The 25012-nt window shown below is 33.8% G+C and carries 16 protein-coding genes; 11 read left to right on the top strand and 5 right to left on the bottom strand.

Going from position 1 to position 25012, the window contains the following annotated elements:
* Positions 1–21: 21 nt before the first annotated feature.
* From ACFSJT_RS11230 to ACFSJT_RS11210, 5 genes are all read right to left on the bottom strand, one after another.
* A complete protein-coding gene (locus tag ACFSJT_RS11230; RefSeq protein ID WP_378320357.1) occupies positions 22–1467 on the bottom strand; it encodes an amidohydrolase in 1446 nt (481 codons plus the stop codon).
* A gap of 251 nt (positions 1468–1718) precedes the next feature.
* Positions 1719–2846, bottom strand: a complete 1128-nt coding sequence (locus ACFSJT_RS11225; protein WP_378320356.1) for a DmpA family aminopeptidase — start codon at positions 2844–2846, stop codon at positions 1719–1721.
* Between the two features lie 42 nt (positions 2847–2888).
* A complete protein-coding gene (locus ACFSJT_RS11220; protein ID WP_378320355.1) occupies positions 2889–4478 on the bottom strand; it encodes an N-acyl-D-amino-acid deacylase family protein in 1590 nt (529 codons plus the stop codon).
* Positions 4475–5326, bottom strand: a complete 852-nt coding sequence (locus tag ACFSJT_RS11215; RefSeq protein WP_378320354.1) for an aminotransferase class IV — start codon at positions 5324–5326, stop codon at positions 4475–4477. The genes ACFSJT_RS11220 and ACFSJT_RS11215 overlap by 4 nt, the downstream gene beginning before the upstream one ends.
* Positions 5327–5367: 41 nt before the next feature.
* Positions 5368–6339: an NAD(P)H-dependent amine dehydrogenase family protein gene (locus ACFSJT_RS11210; protein ID WP_378320353.1), complete on the bottom strand. Its 972-nt coding sequence runs from the start codon at positions 6337–6339 to the stop codon at positions 5368–5370.
* A 136-nt stretch (positions 6340–6475) separates the two neighbouring features.
* Here ACFSJT_RS11210 and pdxR point away from each other — a divergent pair, with 136 nt between their 5' ends.
* The 11 genes from pdxR to ACFSJT_RS11155 all read left to right on the top strand — a co-directional run bounded on the left by pdxR (position 6476) and on the right by ACFSJT_RS11155 (position 24869).
* Positions 6476–7996 (top strand): MocR-like pyridoxine biosynthesis transcription factor PdxR, encoded by a 1521-nt coding sequence (gene pdxR, locus ACFSJT_RS11205; protein WP_378320352.1) that lies wholly within the window; start codon positions 6476–6478, stop codon positions 7994–7996.
* 676 nt (positions 7997–8672) lie between these two features.
* Positions 8673–9437 (top strand): hypothetical protein, encoded by a 765-nt coding sequence (locus tag ACFSJT_RS11200; protein ID WP_378320351.1) that lies wholly within the window; start codon positions 8673–8675, stop codon positions 9435–9437.
* A gap of 766 nt (positions 9438–10203) precedes the next feature.
* Positions 10204–13011 carry a helix-turn-helix and ligand-binding sensor domain-containing protein gene (locus ACFSJT_RS11195; RefSeq protein WP_378320350.1) on the top strand — a complete coding sequence of 936 codons (2808 nt, stop codon included), beginning with the start codon at positions 10204–10206 and terminating at the stop codon, positions 13009–13011.
* A gap of 787 nt (positions 13012–13798) precedes the next feature.
* Positions 13799–15490: a carbohydrate-binding protein gene (locus tag ACFSJT_RS11190; RefSeq protein WP_378320349.1), complete on the top strand. Its 1692-nt coding sequence runs from the start codon at positions 13799–13801 to the stop codon at positions 15488–15490.
* 4 nt (positions 15491–15494) lie between these two features.
* Positions 15495–17396 carry a beta-1,3-glucanase family protein gene (locus ACFSJT_RS11185; protein WP_378320348.1) on the top strand — a complete coding sequence of 634 codons (1902 nt, stop codon included), beginning with the start codon at positions 15495–15497 and terminating at the stop codon, positions 17394–17396.
* A 584-nt stretch (positions 17397–17980) separates the two neighbouring features.
* Positions 17981–18430 carry a helix-turn-helix transcriptional regulator gene (locus ACFSJT_RS11180; protein WP_378320347.1) on the top strand — a complete coding sequence of 150 codons (450 nt, stop codon included), beginning with the start codon at positions 17981–17983 and terminating at the stop codon, positions 18428–18430.
* Between the two features lie 480 nt (positions 18431–18910).
* Complete coding sequence (locus ACFSJT_RS11175) at positions 18911–19483, top strand: Crp/Fnr family transcriptional regulator (RefSeq protein ID WP_378320346.1); 573 nt, start codon at positions 18911–18913, stop codon at positions 19481–19483.
* 294 nt (positions 19484–19777) lie between these two features.
* On the top strand, positions 19778–21466 hold the full coding sequence (locus tag ACFSJT_RS11170; RefSeq protein WP_378320345.1) for a M57 family metalloprotease: 1689 nt from the start codon (positions 19778–19780) through the stop codon (positions 21464–21466).
* Positions 21467–21964: 498 nt separating this feature from the next.
* The gene (locus ACFSJT_RS11165; protein ID WP_378320344.1) at positions 21965–22513 is read left to right on the top strand and encodes an RNA polymerase sigma factor; all 549 of its coding nucleotides are present in this window, start codon (positions 21965–21967) and stop codon (positions 22511–22513) included.
* Positions 22514–22517: 4 nt separating this feature from the next.
* On the top strand, positions 22518–23195 hold the full coding sequence (locus ACFSJT_RS11160) for a tetratricopeptide repeat protein (RefSeq protein WP_378320343.1): 678 nt from the start codon (positions 22518–22520) through the stop codon (positions 23193–23195).
* Positions 23196–23225: 30 nt separating this feature from the next.
* Complete coding sequence (locus ACFSJT_RS11155) at positions 23226–24869, top strand: S8 family serine peptidase (protein WP_378320342.1); 1644 nt, start codon at positions 23226–23228, stop codon at positions 24867–24869.
* The last annotated feature ends 143 nt before the right edge of the window (positions 24870–25012 follow it).

Raw genomic sequence — 25012 nt, 5'->3', positions numbered from 1 at the left:
TTTATTCATCACTTTACAGGACTAATTATTTTTTTTAAGAGTAGGATAGCTAATTCCTAATTGTTCTAAATATGAATCGTATTTATTTTCATCGTAATAAAATTGCTCTAACTTCTCTCTGTATTGGTTCATGATGTCTTTATTTAAGTAAATTGGCGGCTTATCATCAGCCGAAATCATGGGTTTATACTTTGCTTCTTTACTTTGTACATCATTAAAATAATTCCATGCTTGTTCTACCAGAATTGGTTTTAGTAACAGGTCAAGTATAGTCATAGCCTCTACTTTTGCTCCTGAGGTGGCACCTTTGTGAGCAACAGGGGTGGCCATAGCAATTGCATTGCTCCAATGATGTCCTTGCAAACCTGGTATATTTGAAGGGTATCTGAGTGTCACTGTTGGAACTTTCCATGACACGTCTCCAATATCATCAGACCCCCCGCTTACAGGTCTTTTAAGGGGAATTCCTATTGGTGAAAGTTTTGTATTTAGGCCATCTGTTTTTTTTGAATTTACTTCCTTTTGAACTGCTTTTGCAAGCATCTGGTCTTCGTTTGACCATTGTGGCAAGCCTATTTGCTGTATGTTTTCATACATTTGCTCAGCAATAATCTTATTAAAATGTCGTGGCCATGCCGCTCCAACAATTTTAGAGGTCATTGCAGTATCAGTCATTAGGGCTGCTCCTTTAGCTATATTGTTTGCGTCATTATACATTTCAATGATTCCTTCATAGGTGATATCCCGAAAGTAATACCATATAGAGGCTTTTGACGGGACAACATTAGGTTGGTCTCCTGCATCGGTAAAAATAGAATGCGACCTTTTTAAAGGGTGCAAATGTTCTCGTTTATAATTCCATCCCACATTCATGAGTTCAGCAGCATCAAGTGCGCTTCTCCCTCTCCAGGGTGAACCTGCAGAATGTGCAGCTTCTCCATCAAAGGTATACTCTACAGATATTAGCCCAGTACCTCTTGCCTGACCCCACGAGACGCTTAAGTTACTGCTCACATGAGTAAAGATGCAAACATCAATATCATCAAAAAGACCATCTCGAGTGTACCATGCTTTAGAACCAAGCAATTCTTCGGCTATACCAGGCCAAAGTACTAAAGTACCTTTTATATCTTCTCGTTCCATTAGTTGTTTTACGGCCAGGGCAGCAGTAATATTTAGAGGTATTCCCGAGTTATGTCCCTCGCCATGCCCTGGCGCTCCATCGACCATTGGTTTGTGGTAAGCAACCCCAGGGTATTGAGAAGCTTTTGGAATACAATCAACATCACTGCCCAATGCGATAACTGGACCTTTACCATTACTCCATTTAGCAAACCATGCTGTGGGTATGCCGGCAACTCCCTTTTCTATTTGAAATCCGTTTTTCTCTAATATTTGGCTTAAGTATTTGGAAGATTCAGTTTCTTGAAACCCTAATTCTGAAAAACTGAATATTTTATCTATCATAACTTGTGTTTGCTTATGATTAGATTCAACTAATTGCGCAACTTCAGATTTCAATTTTGTAATTTGTTTTTTTGAGTATTTTTTTTGAGCGACTATTTGATTAAAACTACTTAATAATAGTAGCACACAAAAAAACAGAGTTGATTTTTTTAGAGGTGCTTTCATAAATATTGATAATTAAGATGTTAATTTTTTTTGACTTTTTTAAACGGTAATAGTTTTTAAAACACGCTGACCTATAGTCAACCTATTTATTTTTTACGAGCATTATATTTATCTAATATTTTAAGTGTTTTTTCGATAGGTAATGCGTTCATCATTCTTCCTTTTTGCCCTTTCATATCGGTTGCCATAAAAAGAGAATTATAAATCGCCTCTTCGGTAGCTTCAACTGTTGCCAGAAAAAGAGGAGACATGTGGTCATTGGAAATTTCTAAAACGGTTTTTTCCATTTTTTTTGAATCATATGGGATACGAAGTTGAGAATGAGTACTAAAGGCTATGCTATAATCACCACTACCATTAGATGAAAAAGACCCTACTTTACCAAATGCCAGAAAAGAACGTTTTGCCAGACGTTTTAAATTTCTGGCTGATAATGGAGCATCAGTAGCAATAATAATCATGCACGAGCCATCAACCACATAAGGAACATCCTGAGCCATATAAAAATTATTGAGTTCTTCTCCTACAGGAGCACCATTGATGGTAAGAATGCCTCCAAAATTGGTTTGAACAAGGACACCAATCGTATAACCTCCTTTATCTTTTGGAAGTACTCTGGATGAAGTCCCAATACCTCCTTTAAAGCCCAAACATCTAGTTCCTGTTCCTGCGCCTACATTTCCCTCGGCAACAATTTTGGTAGTTGCTGCATGTATAGCTTCGATAACGTGATTATCTTTTACGTGCCGCCCTCTAATATCATTCAGCCATCCATCGTTGGTTTCCCCTACTACCGGATTAACCGACCTAATCTTGGAATTTTCATGGGTCGATAGCGTGTAATTTACGATGCTATTGGCAACAAGAAAAGCATTGAGTGTGTTAGTTAAGGCTATTGGTGTTTCGAGATTACCTAGCTCTTCGATTTGTGTAAAACCAAGTGCTTTACCAAAACCGTTACCTACAAATACTGCTGCGGGTACTTTTTCCCTGAAAACGTTTCCCTGATGAGGTATGATTACCGTGACACCAGTACGTATCGAATCTCCAACTATCAATGTTTTTTGTCCTACCGAAACACCATTTACATCGGTAATAGCATTCCATTTTCCTGGGGTAAGGATACCAGGTTCAATACCAAAATCTCTAGCTCTTTTCCTTTGATTTTGGGCTTGTAAACTTAAAAAGAAACCAAAAATAAATATTAATAGCATTGACCTGTGTTTCATTTTTAATAAAATTATTGTTTGTTATTTTTATTCCTCATTTTTTGCTTTTCTTAAGACTTTTCCTGCCTTTATATTTTGAAATACTCCGTTATCAATTGAAAGTTGTCCGTTGATCATCACATAATAGATCCCCTCTGGGTACTGATGTGGTTTTTCAAATGTTGCTTTGTCAATAATTGTTTTTGGATCAAAGATTACAATATCCGCCTTCATTTTTTCTTTAATAACTCCCCTGTCATTTAAACCAAGGGTTATCGACGGAAGTTTTGTCATTTTATATATTGCCTCTGATAAGGAGAGTACTGATTTTTCTCTAACATAATGCCCTAAAACTCTTGGAAAAGTACCGTACCACCGTGGGTGCGGATGTCCCATTCCGGGTTTGACCAGTCTTCCATCAGAAGCGATCATGGTTTGCGGATGCTTCATAATTCGCTCTACATCACCTTCATCCATGGCATGAAAAACACACGAAGCACCTCCTTTTACCTGAGCTTCTATTACGAGATCTGCACCATTTTCTACAGTTGGTTTTAATCCTTTTAACTCGCACCAATATTTCAAAGTCTTTCCCTCTAGTTCAGGCATCCATTTTACCTTGGCAAATTGTATTCTGTTTAGGTCACTGCCTCCACGATCATTTAAAATATTGAAAATAATTCCAGACTTGATACTATCTCTTAGTTTTGGGTTTAGCACTCTTTGTTTAAAAGCATCGTTGCCTCCGGCTCTTGCCCAACTTGGAATTAATACAGATATCCCTGTATAGCTGGCATTATATGGGTATTGATCCATTTTAATATCAAGTCCAGCGACCCTGGCAGAATCTACCATGGCCAACGTCCTGATACTTTTACCCCACATGGGTTTTCCAATTACTTTATGATGTGTTAATATCACTGGGATATCCGCTTTTTCAGAAATGAAAATAGCTTCTTTTACCGCTTCGAACAACCCTAATCCTTCTTCTCTTAAATGTGATGTATAAATTCCTTCTTCGGCTGATGCAGCTTTTGATAGTTCGATAACTTCGTTTATTTTAGAGAAAGCTCCTGGTAAATATTTTAAACCAGTAGATATTCCATACGCTCCTTCTTGCATCGCCTGTTGTATTTGTTCTCTCATAAGATACAATTCTTGTTGAGTAGGAGCTCTGTTTTCTAACCCCATCACATTTTTCCTAACCGTATTATGGCCGATAAGGTATGCTACATTCATTCCAGTGCCAACTTTTGTCAATGTATCCAGATATTTTCCAAGGGGCCAGGGACTAGACCCATCCGGACCACCTAAAGCTGTAGTTACTCCTTGTCTAATATGGCTTTCACAGTTTGGAAGTTCAAGGATAGGATCCAGGTGAGCATGCATGTCGATAAATCCGGGCGCAACTACCATATTACTGGCATCGATAATACGCATGGCCTTTGATTTAGAAAGATCTCCTATTTTTTCGATAACATCATCCTTTATGCCTATATCCATAGGTATTGCATCACTTCCTGTACCATCATAGATAGTACCATTTTTTATAATAATCGTATATACTTCTTGCTTAGAACAACTACATAAAATAACTGTAATTAGAAAGAAACTAAATAAGATATTTGACTTAATCATTTCTGTTTTTTTAGTGCTAAAAAGGCTTCCTGAAGCTTTTTGGTTATTGGACCTGTATTATTTCCTTTATAAAAAGAGTATTCATTTATTTGCTGCACAGAAACTATCTGTGTTGTTGTTCCTGTCAAAAAAACTTCGTCCATTAGAAAGATATCTTGTTCTTTTACTGCTTCCTGTCTAATTTCTATGCCTAAATCATGACAGAGCTGTATCACAATTTGTCGGGTAATACCGTCTAAAATGAAATTATTGGAAGGGTGGGTGTACACTATATTATTTTTTGTAAAGAAAACATTACAATGTGAAGCTTCAGTAATAATACCCTCCCGTATCAGAATAGCTTCGTATGCTCCATGTTTCATTGCATACTCGTTTACCATAACATTGCCTAACAGAGATGTCATTTTAATATCACAACGACCCCACCTATAATCTAATGTAGTGACCGCTTTTATGTGTTTTTGATTGATTTCTGGAAGTTCAAAAGGCATGATATACATCATTACTGTAGGTGTTACTTCTTTGGGGTAAGCATGTTTTCTTGGAGCAATACCACGAGTAACTTGTATGTATACCAAACAATCCTTAAATTCTAAATCTGAAACTTTTCTTAACCTCTTAATATCATTTAAAAGAGAATTAACATCAAAATCTATATTTACTTTTTGAAGGCAATCTGAGAGACGTTCCAAATGAGCATCTGCATAAAAAAAATCACCGTTCACTTGTGTCATCACTTCATAGATACCGTCACCAAATATAAAACCTCTGTCAAATACAGATATTTTGGCATCTTTATGATCTAATATTTTGCCGTTTAGATACACTTTTTTCGGGTAGCCATTCATTTGCTTTGAGTTAAGTTTTTTATTTAATATAATAATACGTATTAATTAATGTAACCTGGAACAGCGATTGTTGCCATGGTGTGTAATCCGGGTGTTGCTTTTAAAACACTTTTAACACTATTTATAGTGATCGCACAAGTAGCAATATCACCATTTATGCCTGAATCAATTTCTGATACAAATGAAGGAACTCCTTTTATTGTTATTCTATCAAAAGATCTGGGTTCCCCGATTGCTGCTTTAAAATGCATTTCAATTTTGCTGGTTCCGTTGACATATCCGTGTGATATTTGCTCTACGCCGCGAGCATTACCTTTCTTAATATTCATTGATGTAACGTTTATGTTCTCTTCTGCAATGACCGGTTTAAGATCTTCAGTAACTTCATCTAGTTTTACACCTATACTCTGCGCTAAGAAATAAACAGACTCTTTTAATCCGACATGCCTTAATGTGCCTGTAAGTTCTTTCTTTTTAAAAGCCTCTAAGTCAAGTCCTGCTCCGATTTTTTGTTGAAAAGGGACTCTTCTGGGTGATGCATCCTGAATACGTTCTACCTTAATACTCTCAATGTTTTTACATACTGAACTTAATACCGCGGGTAGATAATCCATTAAAAAACCAGGGTTTACACCAGTTCCCAGGCAAGCAATATTGTATTTCTTGCAAATAGCATCTATTCTTTCGCTTATTTTAGGGTTTTCCTCCCAGGGATAAGATAACTCTTCACAAGTTGATACTATAGATATACCATGTTTGGCCACATCTTCTATTTGTGATTCTAACTTCCGGATATCGGATACTGTGGTTATGATAGCTACATCAGGTTTTTTAGAGAGTTTCTGCAGAGCGTTATCAACAGTATTTTCTATGAATACGTTAGAAGCTTTTCCGTTAATAAATTCCCCGAAATCCTTTTCCTTTAAATCCTTATTAATGTCCACAGCAGCAACAGTTTGTATTTCATTTTTCTCATCAATGTATCTACCTATTTGCCGACCTAACGGACCCAATCCTATCTGAATTATAGCAATCATATATGTTATCGTTTTTTAATGGTCAAATTATTTTACAATATATTACCTTGCAAAGTATAACTTGCTCTATAGTTTAGAGCATACCAATTATTTTTTTTAACGCATAACAGTTTTGAACGAAAAATTAAATAGTATTCTCTTTTCTCATGGATTTAACTATCAAAATAATGAGCAGAGTCTTTACGAGAAATTGTTTAGTTCTATTGCAAAAGCAATCATTGAAAAGAAGTTAAATAAAGGGTATAAATTACCATCTACCAGATTACTTGCTCAGGATTTAAATTTGTCTCGAAGTACTGTGCTTAAGGCATATGAAATACTTTGTATAGAAAAATATATTAGTGCCGTACATGGTTCAGGTTATTTTGTCAATGATATACAAGCTAAAAAGATAAAATATAGTCTGAAAACACCTGTAAAGCATAGTCCAAAAACTAATGACGAAGTTCATGTTTATCCTGAAATTTCGAAGAGGGCTAAACAGTTTCGTAGATGTGTAAGCATAATGAACCGAAGCGAACATAGAGGTATTGCTTTTAGACCCGGTTTACCACCCCTTGACATATTTCCAGTTCGGCAATGGCAACACTTAATGAATAATTACTGGAAAGATGTCACCTATTCTGATTTATCGTATCGAGATGCACTTGGTCTGGATGGGCTAAGAAAGAACATAGCTAATTATTTAAAGATTTATAGAAATATTCAGTGTGACTACAAACAGGTCATTATTGTAACAGGATCTTTACATTCCTTAGCTATTTTAGGAGATTTACTTTTGGATGAAGGAGATGAGGTGATCGTTGAAAATCCTACCTATGCTAATGCTTTAGCTATATTCAAAAGTTTAAAGGCAAAAATTATTCCCACACAAATTGATACTGAGGGGATGTCTTTAGAAAGCATCAAGAACATTAAATTAAAGAAGCCTAAACTAATATATACTACACCTTCAAATCAATATCCTACAGGAATTCAAATGAGTCTTAAAAGACGTTTGGAACTCCTAGATTGGGCCAATAAAAAAAATTGTTTGATTATAGAAGATGACTATGATCATGAGTTTAGTAACTGGAACAATCCTATTACTTCTATTTTTGGTTTAGATACAGGGAACAGGGTGATTTATCAAGGAACCTTTAACAAACTTTTGCACCCTTCAATTAGATTGGGATATTTAATTGTTCCCACTAATTTTATAGATGACCTTAAAGCAATGTATGAGCAAACCTTAAGGTTTGTTTCTCCGGTAACCCAGAAGGTGATGTCTGATTTTATAGAAAAGGATTATTTAAATCAGCATTTGCGAAAAGTTGTTCAAATTTCCAATGAACGTAGAGCCTTTTTTATAGATTGCTTTAAGAACTGTTTTGAAAAAGATGTAAATATTCACCCTTTAAATAATGGTCTACATCTAATTGCAAAACTACCAGAATATATGGATGATGTAGAAATTTCGAATTTTTTAGGAAGTCAGGAGATTGTAGCATTTCCTTATAGCAAGTATTTTATAAAAAACAGAAGACAAAATGGTTTAGTCATGGGGTTTTCATCAGTTAGTAAACCTGTTATTAAACAAAATTTGGAAAAAATGGCTCGACTTTTTAATGATCATTATTCACTAAAAGGCTAATCATGAAAGTATTACAGTCACTTTTTTAAACAAATCAATGTCCCTTATAAATTCGCTTCGATTTTTTGCTACTAATTAACACTAAATAGTTTTTAAAAGATTAAAAATTTCCATTAAAATTGTAATTACTTGATTTGGCAGAATATTGTATTTTTTATATCGGTTAGGTTTAATTAATGATTTGTAAATTAGTAAAGTCTTTTGAAATAGTGTTTTCTTCACCTCTATGGGTTTCTTTATTTTTGTTAGTTTCCTCAGATATATTACTCGACAAAAGTCGATTTTTTTTCAAGTACGAGATAGTATATTCTAAGCATACTATCTATGGTTTAAGTTATTTTGGACAAGCTTATACAAAAACGTTTTGTTTAGCAAATAAGATTGGAATTAATATACTGTTTATCCAGTATTTGTTTATATAACAGAATGTAAATTACATTATTGAGTACAAACTTGTTATCACTTATACCGACATACAATAGATGATATCAAATACGTAATCTCAATCAGCTACAGTTATTTTAGAAACTAATTGTGAACGATTATGCAGTTAGACCTTAGCAGTTTGTAGTTAAGGGGTAGTTACTTTGTAAATGTATATTTAATTAAAGAAAGAGTTTGTGATGTACTACATTTAAGTTAACCAATTGAATTATTAACTAAAAATTTTAAACGCATGAAAAATCATCATCTTAAAACTATAGCGGTTTTATTCATTGGGCTACTGTATATGGTATCCTGTGAAAAGTCAGATCTAACTACAGAAACGAACCAAATTCTTGAAGTAGACGAAGTAAACAACAGTAGTGTAGCAGAGCAAAATGAAGGATTCAGAAGTACTACGGGTAACCACGGAGGAGGGGTATTAGAAAACCCCGAAATATTGGTAAAACCTGTATTAGAGATGAGTTTTGATAAGGATGTACCCGAGGAGGAGGTTAGGCGTCAGTTTGATGCGGCGGTACAAAATCATAAAAGCAAACAATCCGGTCGACAAAACAAAAATTCTACTAGCAAAGAGTTTGTGTTTTCTATTCGGTTAAAAACCGGGAAAGAGGAAGAGCTTAACCAGAGCCATACCTTTGGAGATGTGGCAGCACACATTACGTTTGAGACCAATGCTGGTTATCTCGTGACAGATGGTTTACGTATTGATGAAGCTGGTAATATCCCTGGTGAAACTAGATACCATTATGGATTTAGTATGCAGGTGAATGAACCTGTAGAATGGGTTAGAGTTGTAAATGGCGTTTTACATCTAAATGGGACTGATGGGTGGCTTGTTAAAGAATTTGGATGTTATATGTTTAATGCGTCTTGGGATCAATTCTCTTATTTTAATTCGGTTCGAGATGTTTGGTTAGATAATACAATTGATGCACCAAATGTTTGGGATTCTTACTATACTGGTGATATAGGAGAGGAAACGATATACTTCTAATAGGGTCAATTTACTTTTAATGTTATGTTAGAAAAAACGGCTTATTTATGATCATAAACCATTTTGTATGGGTTTTTTGTACGATAATGTGTGTTAAGACATAAGAGAATTACTTGTTTTCGATAGCTCTGCTGATCCCAGTCAAAGTACATTTTTGCTTAGGCAAAAACACTCAAACTGAGGTAATTTTCTTATGTCGAACTCACGCTAAAATACTGAAAAACCTTATAGATATAGGGTTTTGTATATAAGAATACATACAAACCCCGGAAAGGGGTGATATTACCAAAAAAACAGGTTTTTCTTTTTTCTTACTATAAAAATATAAATCTGCCTATCCAAGATATGTAAGTTAGAGAGCTTCTAAATTGCAAAGTTATCTTTTAATTAGTTTGTTAGTAGCGCTGTCAAAGCAATTTAATTAGTGTATTAGGGGGTTATGCCAAACTTCCGTATAGTTTTTGCGAAGTTTGAATGGAAATTTTTTACAGAAGGGAATATTAGATTACTACTACCCAATTTTTTTTAAAAAATCTAGTGTTTAACAAGTATCCCATTAAAAATGTTTATTGAATAACAAAATCCTTTGGTTGCTACACTGTAGTAACGATTGCTCATGAAACAAAATCAATGAAAACTTACGTTAATCTAAAGAAAATTGTTGTTTAGCGATTAAACATAATATTGAGCCAAAAAAAAATTAACTTATAAGATTTTAAGATTAATTAAAACTTAGTTATAATATTTAACTTCGTATGTAGATCAAATGCGACAACTAAATTATTTAATATTTATACTATCTTTTTTTAGTTACTCACAAGAGTTACCTCCTATCCAATCTTATTTTCCTAATGATTACCAGGGAGAACCCCAAAATTGGTCTATTACGCAATCCTCGGGTAAACAAATTTATACTGCCAACAATAAAAGTCTACTTGAATTTGATGGGTTTATATGGCAGCAGTATCCTTCTCCAAATGGAACTGTAATTCGTGCGATTAAGGCTATTGCAGATCGAATTTATTTGGGAGCCTCTATGGAATTTGGATACTGGGGTAAGAATGATTTTGGATTACTAGAATATACCTCAATAAGCGACAAGATAAAATCAAAACTAGTTCAAGACGAGCAGTTTTGGTCTATTGAACAAATAAATAACCGAGTTTTATTTCAATCGTTTGATAGAATTTATATATATGATACTATTACAGAGGAGATTACAACTATAGAGTCTTATATTGCGATAATTTCAATGTTCGTAGTTAACAGTAAATTATATTATCAAGAAGTTCAGAAAGGAATTTTTACTTTAGAAAAAGGTCAACCAAAATTAATTATAGATGTAAGTTCAGAATTTGACCCTCAAACCAAAGTAATTAATATCGCAGAAAAGGATGGAGGCCTAGTTTTAATTACGAATAATAAGGGATTTTACTTTTTTAAAGATCAACGTTTACAAATTTGGAAGACTCCTTCTGAAAGTTTTCTAAAAGATGTAACCATTTTTAGTGGTATAAGAGCAGAAAATGGTAATTATGTTTTAGGAACAATTTCAAAGGGGTTAATAATTCTTTCTGAAAATGGAGATATAATTCATTCTTTTGATCAAAAAGATGGTTTAAGTAATAATACGGTGTTATCCACTTTTGAGGATATTGAAAATAACTTATGGCTTGGCTTAGATAATGGAATAAGTTGTATCAATATCAATTCTCCTGTAAAGATCTATCAAGATCCAGATGGAAGCATAGGTACAACCTATGCCTCTGCAATTTTTGAAGATGATTTATATTTAGGCACCAATCAAGGGCTGTTTTATAAAAAGAAAAGTTCTAATGATAGCTTTAAACTTATTAAAGGTACTGAAGGCCAAGTTTGGAATTTATTTAAGTACCAACAGGTACTCTTCTGTGCTCATGATAAGGGAGTTTTTAAATTGAAGAACACAAAGTTAGAGAAACTAACTTCGCATACGGGTGTCTGGGGGTTTAAAAAAGTTTCTGGTCATCCAGACATGTTATTATTTGGAAGTTATTCAGGCCTTGGGGTACTTGAAAAAGAGGATAAAAAATGGAAGTATTCTAAAGATATTGGTGAATTTAATTATTCGGCAAAATATTTAGAGATTTACGATGATAAAATATGGGTAAATCATGAGTATGAAGGATTATTCAAAATAGAAGTTGATCAAAGTTTTGAAAAAGTTGTAAACCTTTCAGAAATTAAATCAGTAGAAAAAACGCCGAATTCTGGAATTACTACATATAATAATGATTTATTTTATGCTAATGAGAAAGGAATCTATATCTATGATAAGATTTCAGAAAAATTTAAGAAAGATAGTCTCTTAAGTAATATCTACAGCAAGGGAGATTATACTTCTGGTAAATTAATTAACGACCAACACAATACATTGTGGAGCTTCACTAAAGAAAATCTATCCTTTATAAGAGAGAGTGAATTTACCGGAGACTATGAGGTTCATAACATTTCTATCCCTAAAAGTTTACGAAACGAAATGGTAGGTTTCGAGAACATGCTTTGTTTAGGAAATTCGCAGTACTTATTAGGAAGAACCAATGGATATTTGATTTTAGATACAAAAATGATTCAACCTACAGATCTTCAGATTCGTTTAAATCAAATTTCTATAAAACAAAGAGGAGGAAAATTCGAAAGAGTAAAGTTAAATGGAGGACCAAAAACGTTCAAATCTGGTCTAAACATGTTGTACTTTCGTTTTAGTGTTCCTAACTATGATAAATACATAATTCCCAAATATCAATATAAGCTAAAAGGTTTTTATAATGAATGGAGTGATTGGTCTACGAAACCAGAAGTAACTTTTGAGAACTTACCATTTGGAGAATATTCTTTTGTCGTTAGGTCGAATCAAAAAAAGGATAAAGAGTTTACTCAAGTGTCTTATGATTTCGCAATCGAGCGTCCTGTTTATATAGGTAATCTGGCAATTTTTATTTACACTTTGATATTTGTAGTACTGCTTATTGGCGTGCACAGAGCATATAAAAATTATTATCGAAAGAAAGAAAAAAAGATCATTGATGATAACCAAAAACAAATGAACTTAAAACAACTTGAAATCGATCAGGAAATAATGCGCTTAAAGAATGAGAAATTGATCCAGGATATAGAAAATAAAAACAGAGAATTAGCGAATTCGACTATGAATATTGTAAAAAAGAACGAAATTTTAAATTCGATAAGAAAAGAACTTAAAAAGATAAGTTCAGGTAATGGTAGTTCGAGCATAAAAAACATAGAACAAATAATTAAAGATAATTTAAATAGTGGTGACGATTGGAAACAATTTGAAGACGCTTTAAACAGTACAGACAATTATTTTCTGAAAAAACTAAAAGCCAAACACAAAGATTTAACCCCAAGCGACCTTCGTTTTTGCACCTATTTAAGGTTAAATCTCTCTTCTAAAGAAATAGCCCCGCTTCTTTGTATTTCTTTGAGAAGTGTTGAAATCAAAAGATACCGGTTACGAAAAAAGCTTAAACTCAATCAATCAGAAAATTTAGTTAGCTACATTTTGGAAATTTAGATGGTTTTAAATCAGAATTGGTATTGTTTCTTTAAAACTAGTAAACTACCTCGGGGCAAGCCCTCGAGGCATCAGTTGGAAACTAACTTTGATTTCGAGGCAAGCCTCGGAGCATTTAAATCTCGATTATCGAGTAAACAAAAAATGAAGGCGAATTTTAAAATCCGCCTTCATTTTGTTTATACGGTATATTAGATACCTACCGTTTTCAAAATTAAATATGTTGTTTAAATAAGACTAAGCACATGTTTTTTTATGTATTTTGAACAGTTAAATTATTCTAAACTTCCTATTAGTTATCCTAAAATACTACAACATTACCTATACGCTGACTAAAATTTAAATCTATTACTTAGAATACATTCTCTTCTCTTAAAAAGGTAGGTTTTTGATTAAATCATAAATAACAAAGGCTAAATGGTATTGATATAACGGTTTCTATCTTCTATGGATTTGACATATGTTGAGGTTTTATATTAAAAGGCTATTAAAGATTATCTCTAATTTTGGGATAATCATTTACTCCGGATTGAATGATCCAAAAGGATTAATAATATCAAACGTAACACACAAACTCATCATAATGAATACCATCGAACTAACTTTTTTAATTAGGGTAATTGGGTGTACTCAATTATCCTATGCCCAACAAGAACAAAAAAATTACAATTTTGTTAGCAGTTTTTAATATCAAATATTAACAAAGCTTCTTCATATTTTCTTAGCTCAATGGTATCCATCATTCCTATTGAGTTCACTCAAAAAACAAACTTTAAACAATTGGATTATGAAAAAAATAATTAATGGTATGCTGATAGTCTGCCTGTGCCTATTCAGTTTAATGGGCAGTGATATCAGTGCTCAAACCTGGAATTTAGTTTGGCAAGATGAATTCACTAACGGGATTGGACCAGATTGGGTTTTTGAAACTGGCACTGGCAATGACGGTTGGGGAAATCAGGAGTTGCAATATTACAGAAGGGAAAATGCTTCTGTAAGAAATGGAGAGCTTATTATCACTGCAAAAAGAGAAAGTTTTGGAGGGAGGAATTATACATCTGCAAGAATGAAAACCCAAGGCAGAAGATCTTTTAAATATGGTAAAATTGAAGCGCGAATAGCGTTACCTTCTTTTACGGGTTCCTGGCCAGCATTTTGGATGCTGGGTAATAGTATTAGTTCTGTAGGTTGGCCATCTTGTGGAGAAATAGATATCATGGAACACGTCAATAACGCCCCTGATATTCATGGAACCATTCACTGGCGAGATCATAACGGTAGCTATGCATCCTTCGGAAAGCAAACTAATACCGATGTTACTCAATTTAGATTATATACAGTAGAATGGGATGAAAATGCCATTACGTGGTTCGTTGACGGAAGACAATATAATAAAGTGAATATTGCCAACGGTATTAATGGTACCAGCGAGTTTCACGAAGAATTTTTCTTGTTACTTAATATGGCCATTGGAGGATGGTTTCCGGGTTTTGCAGTTGATAATGATGCGTTTCCTGCAGAAATGAGAATAGACTGGGTGCGAGTGTATCAAAAGGGGGCAAATCCAAATCCTTCTTCTCCTGTAGTTTTGTATCAAAATTGTGATTATGGAGGATATCAAGCAGGTCTTACACAAGGAACATATACGCTTTCTCAATTAAGGTCTCTTGGAGTTAGAAATGATGATATTTCCTCTCTCAAGGTAGCTTCGGGCTATCAGGTTACTTTATATAGGGATGATAATTTTTCCGGAAATTCAATTGTGGTTGGAGGTGATGATAGCTGTTTGGTCAATGAGAATTTTGATGATGTGGTTACCTCAGTCATTGTATCACAAGGCTCAGGTAATTGGTCCACCAGAATTGAAGCAGAAAACTATTCGAATATGTCAGGAATTCAAAGAGAACCCTGTTCTGAAGGTGGTGAAAACATAGGATATACAGACCCCGGGGATTGGTTGGCCTATAGAAATATCTCCTTTCCGCGTTCTGGGGCTTATACCATTGAATATAATGTAGCCAGTGATGTAGATGGAGGTCAGTTTTCTACAGATCTCAATGCAGGAAATACTGTATTAGGTGAATTAAATGTACCAAATACAGGAGGCTGGCAAAACTGGACGACTATTTCACATACGGTTAATGTAAACGCCGGAACGTATCCATTAGGAATTTATTCCAGAGTTGGAGGTTGGAATTTGAATTGGATTCATATCACAGAAGGAGTTAATAATAAACAAGGAGACCTTGCGATCAACAAAGAAGAGATCTTTTCCGTTTATCCAAATCCAACAAAAGGAATACTTCATGTAAAAGGTGCAGAAGAAGGAGATACAATGATTATTTATTCCGTCTTAGGAAAACAAGTGCTTAAAACATCAAAAAGTAAAAATCAAATCAATGTAAGTTCACTTCCAAAAGGGATTTATGTATTGAAGAATGACACAAACAATAAAACTTTAAAATTTATTAAAAATTAAAGAAATGAGTAAAAGAATCAATTTTAATAATAGATGTTTATCTAAACTATTTTTGGCCATCATGTTATGTTTTTCGGCCTTTACAATCATGGCTCAAAGACTGCCTTATACTATAGAAAATAATTCGGAATTTCAAGATAATGAGGTTTTTGTGGCCGTGGTAGGCGAAGAACTACCTGGAGGAAAATTTATTTGGGTAGACCCTGCTAATGGTCAAATAAACAGAATGAGTAGATCAGACAATACGATCCAAGGGCCTATAATTGGCGGAAATCAAGGTCCTGGTCTTAATGGAAAATATGCAAATTGTTTTAGGAGATTAACCGAAATTCCAAACAAAACGATTAATATCCCTCAGATCGCGGGGTGTCGTATCCTTATTTCATTTAAAAGTCAAATGTATTTGTATTTTTTTGGATATGATGGAGCTCCAAGTGGATATGCAGGTGCTAACCTTGCTAACCCTACAGATCCAAATCAAGGGATCACTTTTGAGGTAATTGAACTTACCTTTAATGAATTTGGGATTTTCAATAATACCTCAAGAGTAGATGCGTTTCAATACCCCATTGGTTTAGAAGTAGAAGGCCAGGGCTTTTTTAAGAAGGTAGGAGAGCTAAAAACCAGAAATGAGATTTTTGATCGATGGGAACAACAAGCACCTGTTCCTTTTAAAAGGTTATTAGATAGAGAAAAAGGTATTATTTCATTTCCAATGAAAGACGAAAGTTTCCCAAAAGATTATTTAGATAGTTATATAAACGCCATTTGGAATAAATACAAAACACAGGAAATCTATTTCAACTCCGGAGATGCAGGAAGATGGAGAGGAAGTGTACAGCCAAATGGTCATTTTGTTTTAAGAAGAGAGAGTGACGGCCAGACTGCTACTATATTTGGAAAACCTTCGACTTTGGAAGCCATGGAAGGAAGCGGTGTGATGGCGCGTGGTGATCGTTGGGATCTTGTGATACAAGCCCAGTTTGTTGCAGCCATTACTCGTCATGCCATCGACCTTAATTCTCCGTCAGGTGAATTTCAAGATTTTGGAGACACTTCACGGTATTACCAGGTTGAGCCTTATAACTGGTATGCTAAATTTTTACATCAAACAGATATCAGTTTTGAAGGACAAACCTATGCCTTTGCCTATGATGATGTATTTGACCAATCGGCAACCATAGCTACACCGAATCCCATCAGAGCTAAAATCACTTTAGGTCCAATTAATGGAAATGCAGAGTCTTTTAATAAGAGAATCGAGGCAGAGGATTATCAAGCTATGTCTGGTGTTCAAACCGAACCCTGCTCTGAAGGAGGATTGAACGTAGGATACATCGATGCAGGAGATTGGATGTCTTATGGTACTATTGATTTTCCATTTACCGGTACTTATAGATTAGAGTATAGAGTTGCTAGTGCAGTCGGAGGCGGAAAGCTAAGCTCTGATCTAAATGCAGGAGCTACCGTGTTAGGTGAACTGGATATTCCTGATACTGGAGGATGGCAGAATTGGATTACAGTTTCTCAAAAAGTAAATATAACATCTGGAGCCTATCCTTTTGGTTTATTTGCTCAATCCGGAGGTTGGAATGTTAATTGGATAAACATACAGTATTTAGGAAGTTCGAGAATCTCTGAAGATAATTCTAATAAAAAAGAACCCAATATTCAAAATTTAAAAATTTATCCCAATCCGGTGAGTACAGATTTATACATTGCAGGAGCGGATACTAATACTAAGGTAACAATTGTAAATCTTTCTGGTCAAGTTATAGAGGTTCAGAAGGAGATTAATGGATCCCAAGTTGTACTTGATATTTCGGGAATTCCCGCTGGAATTTATTTTCTTAAAATAAGTCAAAAAGGTAAAACGGCTAAAGCGTTCCAATTTATAAAGAAATAATAGAAAATTTTAAAAATTGGGTGGCTCATCTTTTAAAAATTTTGAGTCACCTTTTTTTTTGATTTTAGGATAACATAGCAGAAAGATACTGTATTAAATAGTATTATTTTATAAAGAAGACATATATAAAGTGACCCCAGACTGTAAGTACCCCTAAAATTAGACTGTAGCGGATTTTAGGGATACTTACACAGCTTTTTAAAAGTGAAAAAACAATACAAAATTATTGACACTCCATTTGTAAAAAATTAAATCTCGCAGGAACACACTCTTTGTACGTATTTGCCCACAAATATATTGAAATCAATCTTGAAGAAAGTTTTTTAGTAGAAAGGCTCTAGTTAGTCTTACTTGATTAGGTTACTTCAAATTCTAAAATTTTGACACGAATTCATATGCATAGAAATAACAAAAAGTACCAGAATAATATTATAATTATCGTAAGCAAAAAAAAACTTTCGCACTTTTCAATTCATCAAATAAACTTTTCTCCTTTTAAGCCTATACATATGATCTATCTGAGGGATGTTCTACATATTGACAGGGATATAAGCCCTCTTTATATTTTTATATTTGAAAATCCAATGCGTATAAATTTAGTACTTATAGAGACTTTAAAAACACGATATATACATTGTAAGTTTGTGATATGCTGCGATCATATCGGGAATACGTTTTTTGATGCTCTTAATAAAGGAGTAAATCACTTTTTACATATTGATGATTTTGTAAATTATCAGGGATATATAAGCAACACAAGTAAAAAAAAATTTTATTGTAGTCCTTTATTATTAAATACACCTAAAAAAAAAAGAAAAGAAGCTGATATAGAACAGCGAAGATATCCTGGGCTAACCGACAAAGAAGCCACGGTAATGAAACTTATTGCACAAAATAAACCTACAAAAGAAATCGCCCAAATCACTAATAATAGCTTAAGAACCATTCAAAATCATAGATTCAACATACGTAAAAAACTTGAATTAGTAGGTTACCATGCTTTGATACAATATGCTATCAAGCATTATTCATAAATAAAAATTATGCCGGAGTATCCTCTTATTTGATACAGTAAAAATTTGTAAAAAGGATCAAAAAACAGCTGGTGTCGATTCCGTTCTAAAATTGTGTTTCAAAGAGCAGTTGCTTTTTTCTATTTCAAAGCATAAAATATGTGCAGAGCTATACAGAAACTTTACATTGAAGAAAAAGACAAAACCTGCTCCATATGTCACAAGTCGTATAGTCGATATGCAAACGCGCAGATTAGCATAATTTTAGGGTAGCAGTGGTATTACTATTTGAAATATAGTTTTAAAGTTTCTGACAATATAATATAGCTTGATTGCCTGTATGTTTTTATGAAGTCAGAAATATCTATTTTTTGTGATAATTCCCAATAATTAAGAGAATCATAAATTAGTTAACATCGTCTTAATTTTTGTCACGTTACGCTTAAAAAAAACTTTTAAAAAAAAAGTTGTTTTAAGAACAAAGAAATAAACCAAATGGATATGATCGACTATTTATCATCAATAGTAAAGTTAGACGATACTGCAAAAGATAAATTTTTAAGCATATACAAGCAAGAACACTTAAATAAATACGAACATTTTATCGAAGTAAATACTGGTAAAGCTAAGCTTGCTTTTTTGAAAAAAGGCATTTTGAGAGCGTACAGGATTAGTGCTGAGGGCGAAGAAATAACAACAAGGTTTTTTGTGGCTCCATGCTTTGTATTCGATTTTGTTTCTTTTAGAAAAGAAGTTTCTTCAAAGATAAATATACAATCCCTCACATCAGTTGAATTGCAGACAGCATATGTTGACGATTTTTTAAAAATTAGAAATTGCAATAATGTTCTTGGTAAAATTCATTTAAGGTTATTAGAAGAGCTTTGTTATTTTCACAAAGTCAGAGAAACTTCTCTGATGCTTGACTCTGCTACAGAACGATACCTGGATTTCATAAATACATACAAAGAATTATCAGAAAGAATTCCTCAACATTACATTGCCTCATATTTAGGTATTAAACCACAGTCTTTAAGTAGAATCAGAAAGAAAATTTTAGAAAATAAATGGTGACATGATAATTTTTTCTTGTTTTTAACCTAGGTGAATATTTGTTTAAACTTTAAAAGATAATTTTATACAAAATAAATCTAAGTCCTCTTAATCAATTAGAGTTGAAAGAAAATTAGAAAGATAAATATGGTATAACGCATAAGTATGTAAGACAAGACAACAATGTGTTATGTACAAGAAAATATAAGTACTTGTAGATGTAGAATTCTCATAAAAGCTAGACGTAGCTATTATTGTTTAAACAGGATTTAATCCTCGGAAATTAATAAAAAAACCTTAAAACCCTTTACAAAAATGAAAAATCAAATTTTAAAATTTTGGTGCTTTACCGTATTCATCGGTATGATGTTTTCAGCTTGTAATAAAGATGAAATCATTGAAGAAATAAGTATAGAAGAAAATACATTGACACAATCAGAAAATCCTGAATACCTAGAAGTGACCGAAGAAATGGTCATAAAATTTGCAAGTTATGGCTATAATGCAAACTACATAGAGAAAGTTAATGATGGTTATATTATTGAAGATGATATAAAAATTGATGATTGGTTGTTTGGAAAAATAATGTCTTCCGATGTCAATCAGAAACAATACACTTTTAGAAATATCGCTGAAAAGTCAAGCTATTCTGTGAATATAACTACACCTAATGGAGAAAACAGAACTTTTATTAGACCAATATTTTATGAAATTGATAATGTCAGTATTAAAGATAATGAAACCAAAGCGGTTATAATTAACTCCTTTGAAGAATGGAATAAATTAGCAAATGGTGTTAGTACTGGCGTTAGATTATGGTTTTACTTCTTACCTATATCAGAACTAGATCAACCAGATGAATGTTTGGATTTTGTAGGGCGTTTTCTTAAAGATAAACTAACTAAAAACGGAAAATTAGTTCCCGATATGAGAATAGTTAAAAGCAGCGGTAGACAGAGTAATGCTACTGCAACAGCCCCGTCTGATTTAAAAAGAGTAGGGCGCGAGATCACTATATGGGATAATTTCTATGCTTTAGGAACTGTTCCTCCTCTTTCTCCAGCGTTGAGAGCTGAATATAAAAAGTTAGTTTTTATGCATGAAATAGGTCATACACTAGGATTAGCGCATACAGATTATAGAACGAGAAATAGCTGTAGAAGATTAAATGCACAAGTCAGCGGCGATACATTCGGTATTATAAATCCGACATTTATACATATTCCAGGTACGCCTCAAGATGGAGATGATCAGAATAATGATTTTTCTTTAATGAGCGCTTGTGATCCGGGAGGCCCAGAGCACATAGAGTTCTTAGGTTATTTTAACGACTTCGACAAAAAAGCCATGATAAACAGATTTTATTTACCTGATGGAGAAACTAAACTCCTATCGTATGATTGGTTAAACGAAGGTACATCAGAAATAATTATAGCATCAGCCGACCTAGAAGGTGTTTTACTACCTCAGCCAGATCAAGATAATTGTTTGAGAGAATGGATCGCGCAGTCTGGAACTCAAACCGATTTACTTAGTAACTGTTACTTAGTAACAGCTATAAACGAAGATCAGGATAATGACGGCTTGTTCGATAATGATGACAACGATAATGATGGATACAATAATGATAAGGACGAAGATGATGATAACGATACCTTATTGTCTTGTGACGAAATAGATGATGGTGTACGAATCGCAGGACTCTTTCCGGATGATGATGTATTAGATGGTTTTGATACAGATAACGATGGTATATTCAACATTTTTGATAATGATGACGATAATGATGGTATCCCGACGGCTTATGAAGAAATTGATGGAGATTTCAATCCTCGTAATGATGACCATGATAATGATGGTATTCCTAATTATTTGGATGCTGATGATGATAATGACGGTGTACTGACCGCATTAGAAGACACTAATGGTGATGGGAATCATCATAATGATGATCACGACAATGATGGATTACCGGATTATCTGGATAGCGATAATAACGGATAAGTATTTAGATTGAATTTGCCAATAAGACCTTCAGGAAATAAAACGGTGTAATACTATTTTCCTGAAGGTCTTTTACTAAAGAAGAAAGAACTTTAAGCATTACAAATTGAAGTGGATAATAAAGATTTTTTATACAAAACCTTGAATGTCTTTTTAATAATAACCCTTAAGATTTTCCTTCGCGACAAAAATCAAACTCTTAGATTTTGTCGATCAATTTTCAAAACATTTTTGAACTATCGTACAACAAAATGTTTATTAAAATAGCCGAAATTATTCGTATACTTGATTTTCTCTGCCTCTACAGTAAATTACACAATGCGTTTTTGCATCTTAATTTTTTTGTTTGTTTAAAAAATGGGTTTTTAACATGTCACGTTTTTGTTAATTCTTCCTTATAACATTAAAAGGTTCAATAGCAAAATGTTTTTTCTTAATACATTAGTCTTAATTTACAATATATTATTAATATTATTACGTTTGGCTTAATAGATTAGAATGGAGCATAAAAATTTTGGACTTAGTAAAGTTTCTTTTGAAAAATTAGTTGCCGACCTTAAAAAAAATGATACTATTTTTTTTGAGCAGGTTTTTTTGAAACAATTTGATGAAACCATAAAATATTTAAGAAGAGAGTATACCGCAGATTATGAAGATGCTTATGATGCTACAATGGATACTTTGCTAGAGTTTAGAGCAAGGTTTGTAGACGGAAAATTATCCTATGGAAACCTGAGGTTCCTCTTTACAAAAATGGCTTCACAAATGTTTATGAGAAGTAAGAATAAACATAGCACCGATCTCGATGATGTTATTTATATGATAGTAGAAGAGGAAGAAGATGATCTTGAAGATGGATTGGGGTTGTTTAATAAGGCTTGGGAAACACTCGGAGAATCTTGTAAAAAACTATTGACTTTTCATTTTTATGGTAAGATGAAATTAACAGAAATAGCAATAGAATTTCAAAAAACTCCAGAAACCATTAGAAAGCAAAAGGAACGTTGCGTAAAAGGGCTAAAAGAACAACTTGGACTAAAAAGATAAAGTGATGAAAAATAAGTTAGAAAAGTTAGTAAGTGGTACTCTTTCTGAAACAGAAGAAGATTCTCTGTTACAGGAAATTATCCGCAAAAAACAGGATCGTGCCCTTAGAAATAGATGGGAGCAGGAACTAGAGAACAAGCATGGTATTAAAAAGGTAGAGGATTATGGTGTACGAGTCATTTCATACAAGAAATACGTAAGTGCCTTTGTTACAGTTGCAGCCTGTTTTGCAATCTTCTTTGGGATACGGTTTTTCAATCAGGAATCTACCGCAGAAACCTTGGCAATAAATTACTTACATGACCAGGAAATCCTGCACGCCGGCTCGTATAAGGGAGCAGCGAAAGAGGATACCTTCCGTTTTGAAGCCATGAAAGCATTTAATAGTAATGAGTATGAAGAATCCATAATCAATTACAATAAATTGGATCATAAAACTGAAGAAGACACCTATTACCTTTCATTAGCTTATTTACTGGGAGGGCAGTATAATGAAGCGGCCTTAAATTTTGAAAAATTGAGCGTATATTCTAAGGATTATGAACAGGAGATCAATTGGTACTTGGCATTGTCCTATTTGTTAAATGGACAAAACGATAAGGCTAAACTGCGATTACGAAAAATTAACGATAACGAATGGAATTATAACAAAGCTCTTAAACTATTAAACTCACTAAATTAGAATTGAAAAACAAAAAAAAGAAAAGGAATTATGAAAAATCTGTATCAATTATTTCTGGTAATACTTTTTTTAAGCGGGCAGCTTGATATATTTGCTCAGCAAGTTAAGGGGAATGATATTCTCAATGGATCCTTAAATACATCAAGAGACGAAAGTGATGAATGTGATTGCGATTGTGACGATGATGACGATGATGACGATGATGATGATGATGATGATGATGATTGTATCCTTAAACACCCATCATTGTATTTTGTAACGCTAGATCCTGCAATTAGCGGGCAAGAGGTGGAAAACTTACTTGATAGGCTCAATTCTGAAGAAATATGGTATCGCCCCGAAATCAATTTACGTTTATGGAACACCATTGCATTTCCATATACCAATGCTCAGGGTCAAATAATTACTAATATTGATCAACAAGTACAAGGAGCCAAAGGAAGAACCGAGGTAGAAGGAACAGATTTTAATATAGGAAAACGGCTACCTGTAATTACCAGTTCTAATGTAAATAGTTGTTATCCGTCTATCGTCCCCAATCAAAATCTGGGACAAACACCTGTAAAAATAGCTATTTTTGATACCGGCTATACTCCGGTAAATGTAACAAGTCCTGATGGATATCAATTTCAAATCCCTTCTTATACAGGATATGACTATATTGACGACGATGAAAACCCAGAAGACACGAATGGGCATGGTACGCATATTGCAGGAAGTATATACCATATATTGCGAAGTCAAGGAAATACCGGCAATATTACTTTTGATATCCGCAGAACTCACGATGCCACGGGACAAGGGTTTATATCAGACCTAATTATTGCCATGCTTGACGCGGTAAACGAAGGGGCACAAGTGCTAAATTTGAGTTTGAGCTACAATGACGTGAACGGTAATGCTATCGGTCGACCATTACAAAAAGCAGTTACCTATGCAGAACAAAAAGGAGCTCTGATTATTACCGCAGCGGGTAACGCAGCTCGTAATAATGATACGAATGAAGTGGTTTCTTATCCCTCTACCTATCCTAATAGTAATATTCTCTCGGTAGCATCTGCAAATTGTTTAGATAAAAAGAGTGCTTTTTCAAGTTTCGGGGTTCGTACGGTAGATATCGCTGTTCTAGGCGAAAATATTCCAGGACCATCTCTTTCAGGTACCATAGCCTATCAAAACGGTACATCTTTTGCGGCGGCAAATATTTCTGCCTATGCCGCGATTTTGGGTTCTAATCAACAGGTTTTTAATCAGGTTCAGATTAAAAATGCTTTAATGAATACTGTAACACAAGTACCGGATTTTCAAAACAAAATCCTCTCAAAAGGAATCGCTAATCTGGATGCTGCATTATTGGCCCTAAGTAATAGAAGGTTATCAACAGAGCAAAGTTCGCCGGTTTCGACACAATTAGATAAAATTATTGTGAGTTGTTATCCCAATCCTTTTAATGACCGACTGGAGGTTTCTATAGAAGGAAACGTAAAATCTAGCATCAACGTTACCGTTTATAATCAGCAAGGAATCAGATTGCTTCATCAACAATGGAATGATGAAGATTTGACTCATACAACATATCCGATTGAAGGAGTTGAAAACTTACCATTGGGATTATATGTAATCAAAATTCAAACCGGGGATCGGTTCAGTATGCATACATTGGTCAAGCAATAATCGAATAAGTTACCAAAAAAAATACTTTCCTTGCACACAGTACGCAAACTAAGTTATCCTTATTATTTAAAAGCTCTCCCTTTTTTGGGAGAGTTTTTTTAAACATACATTGCTCAAAAATATAATGTAGGGAGTTCCATTCT

The sequence above is a fragment of the Aquimarina celericrescens genome, from assembly GCF_042682765.1.
Taxonomy (GTDB): Bacteria; Bacteroidota; Bacteroidia; order Flavobacteriales; family Flavobacteriaceae; genus Aquimarina; species Aquimarina celericrescens.
The sequence above is the reverse complement of the archived record's forward strand: the minus strand, read 5'-3'. Positions and strand labels throughout refer to the sequence as shown.

Excerpts from the sequence above, each read along its gene's own strand:
- ACFSJT_RS11185 (WP_378320348.1), top strand. The coding sequence starts at position 15,495 with ATGAGTAAAAGAATCAATTTTAATAATAGATGTTTATCTAAACTATTT.
- ACFSJT_RS11225 (WP_378320356.1), bottom strand. The coding sequence starts at position 2,846 with ATGCTATTAATATTTATTTTTGGTTTCTTTTTAAGTTTACAAGCCCAA.
- ACFSJT_RS11170 (WP_378320345.1), top strand. The coding sequence starts at position 19,778 with ATGAAAAATCAAATTTTAAAATTTTGGTGCTTTACCGTATTCATCGGT.
- ACFSJT_RS11200 (WP_378320351.1), top strand. The coding sequence starts at position 8,673 with ATGAAAAATCATCATCTTAAAACTATAGCGGTTTTATTCATTGGGCTA.
- ACFSJT_RS11155 (WP_378320342.1), top strand. The coding sequence starts at position 23,226 with ATGAAAAATCTGTATCAATTATTTCTGGTAATACTTTTTTTAAGCGGG.
- ACFSJT_RS11180 (WP_378320347.1), top strand. The coding sequence starts at position 17,981 with ATGCGTATAAATTTAGTACTTATAGAGACTTTAAAAACACGATATATA.
- ACFSJT_RS11220 (WP_378320355.1), bottom strand. The coding sequence starts at position 4,478 with ATGATTAAGTCAAATATCTTATTTAGTTTCTTTCTAATTACAGTTATT.
- ACFSJT_RS11215 (WP_378320354.1), bottom strand. The coding sequence starts at position 5,326 with ATGAATGGCTACCCGAAAAAAGTGTATCTAAACGGCAAAATATTAGAT.
- ACFSJT_RS11165 (WP_378320344.1), top strand. The coding sequence starts at position 21,965 with ATGGAGCATAAAAATTTTGGACTTAGTAAAGTTTCTTTTGAAAAATTA.
- ACFSJT_RS11230 (WP_378320357.1), bottom strand. The coding sequence starts at position 1,467 with ATGATAGATAAAATATTCAGTTTTTCAGAATTAGGGTTTCAAGAAACT.
- ACFSJT_RS11195 (WP_378320350.1), top strand. The coding sequence starts at position 10,204 with ATGCGACAACTAAATTATTTAATATTTATACTATCTTTTTTTAGTTAC.
- ACFSJT_RS11190 (WP_378320349.1), top strand. The coding sequence starts at position 13,799 with ATGAAAAAAATAATTAATGGTATGCTGATAGTCTGCCTGTGCCTATTC.
- ACFSJT_RS11160 (WP_378320343.1), top strand. The coding sequence starts at position 22,518 with ATGAAAAATAAGTTAGAAAAGTTAGTAAGTGGTACTCTTTCTGAAACA.
- ACFSJT_RS11175 (WP_378320346.1), top strand. The coding sequence starts at position 18,911 with ATGATCGACTATTTATCATCAATAGTAAAGTTAGACGATACTGCAAAA.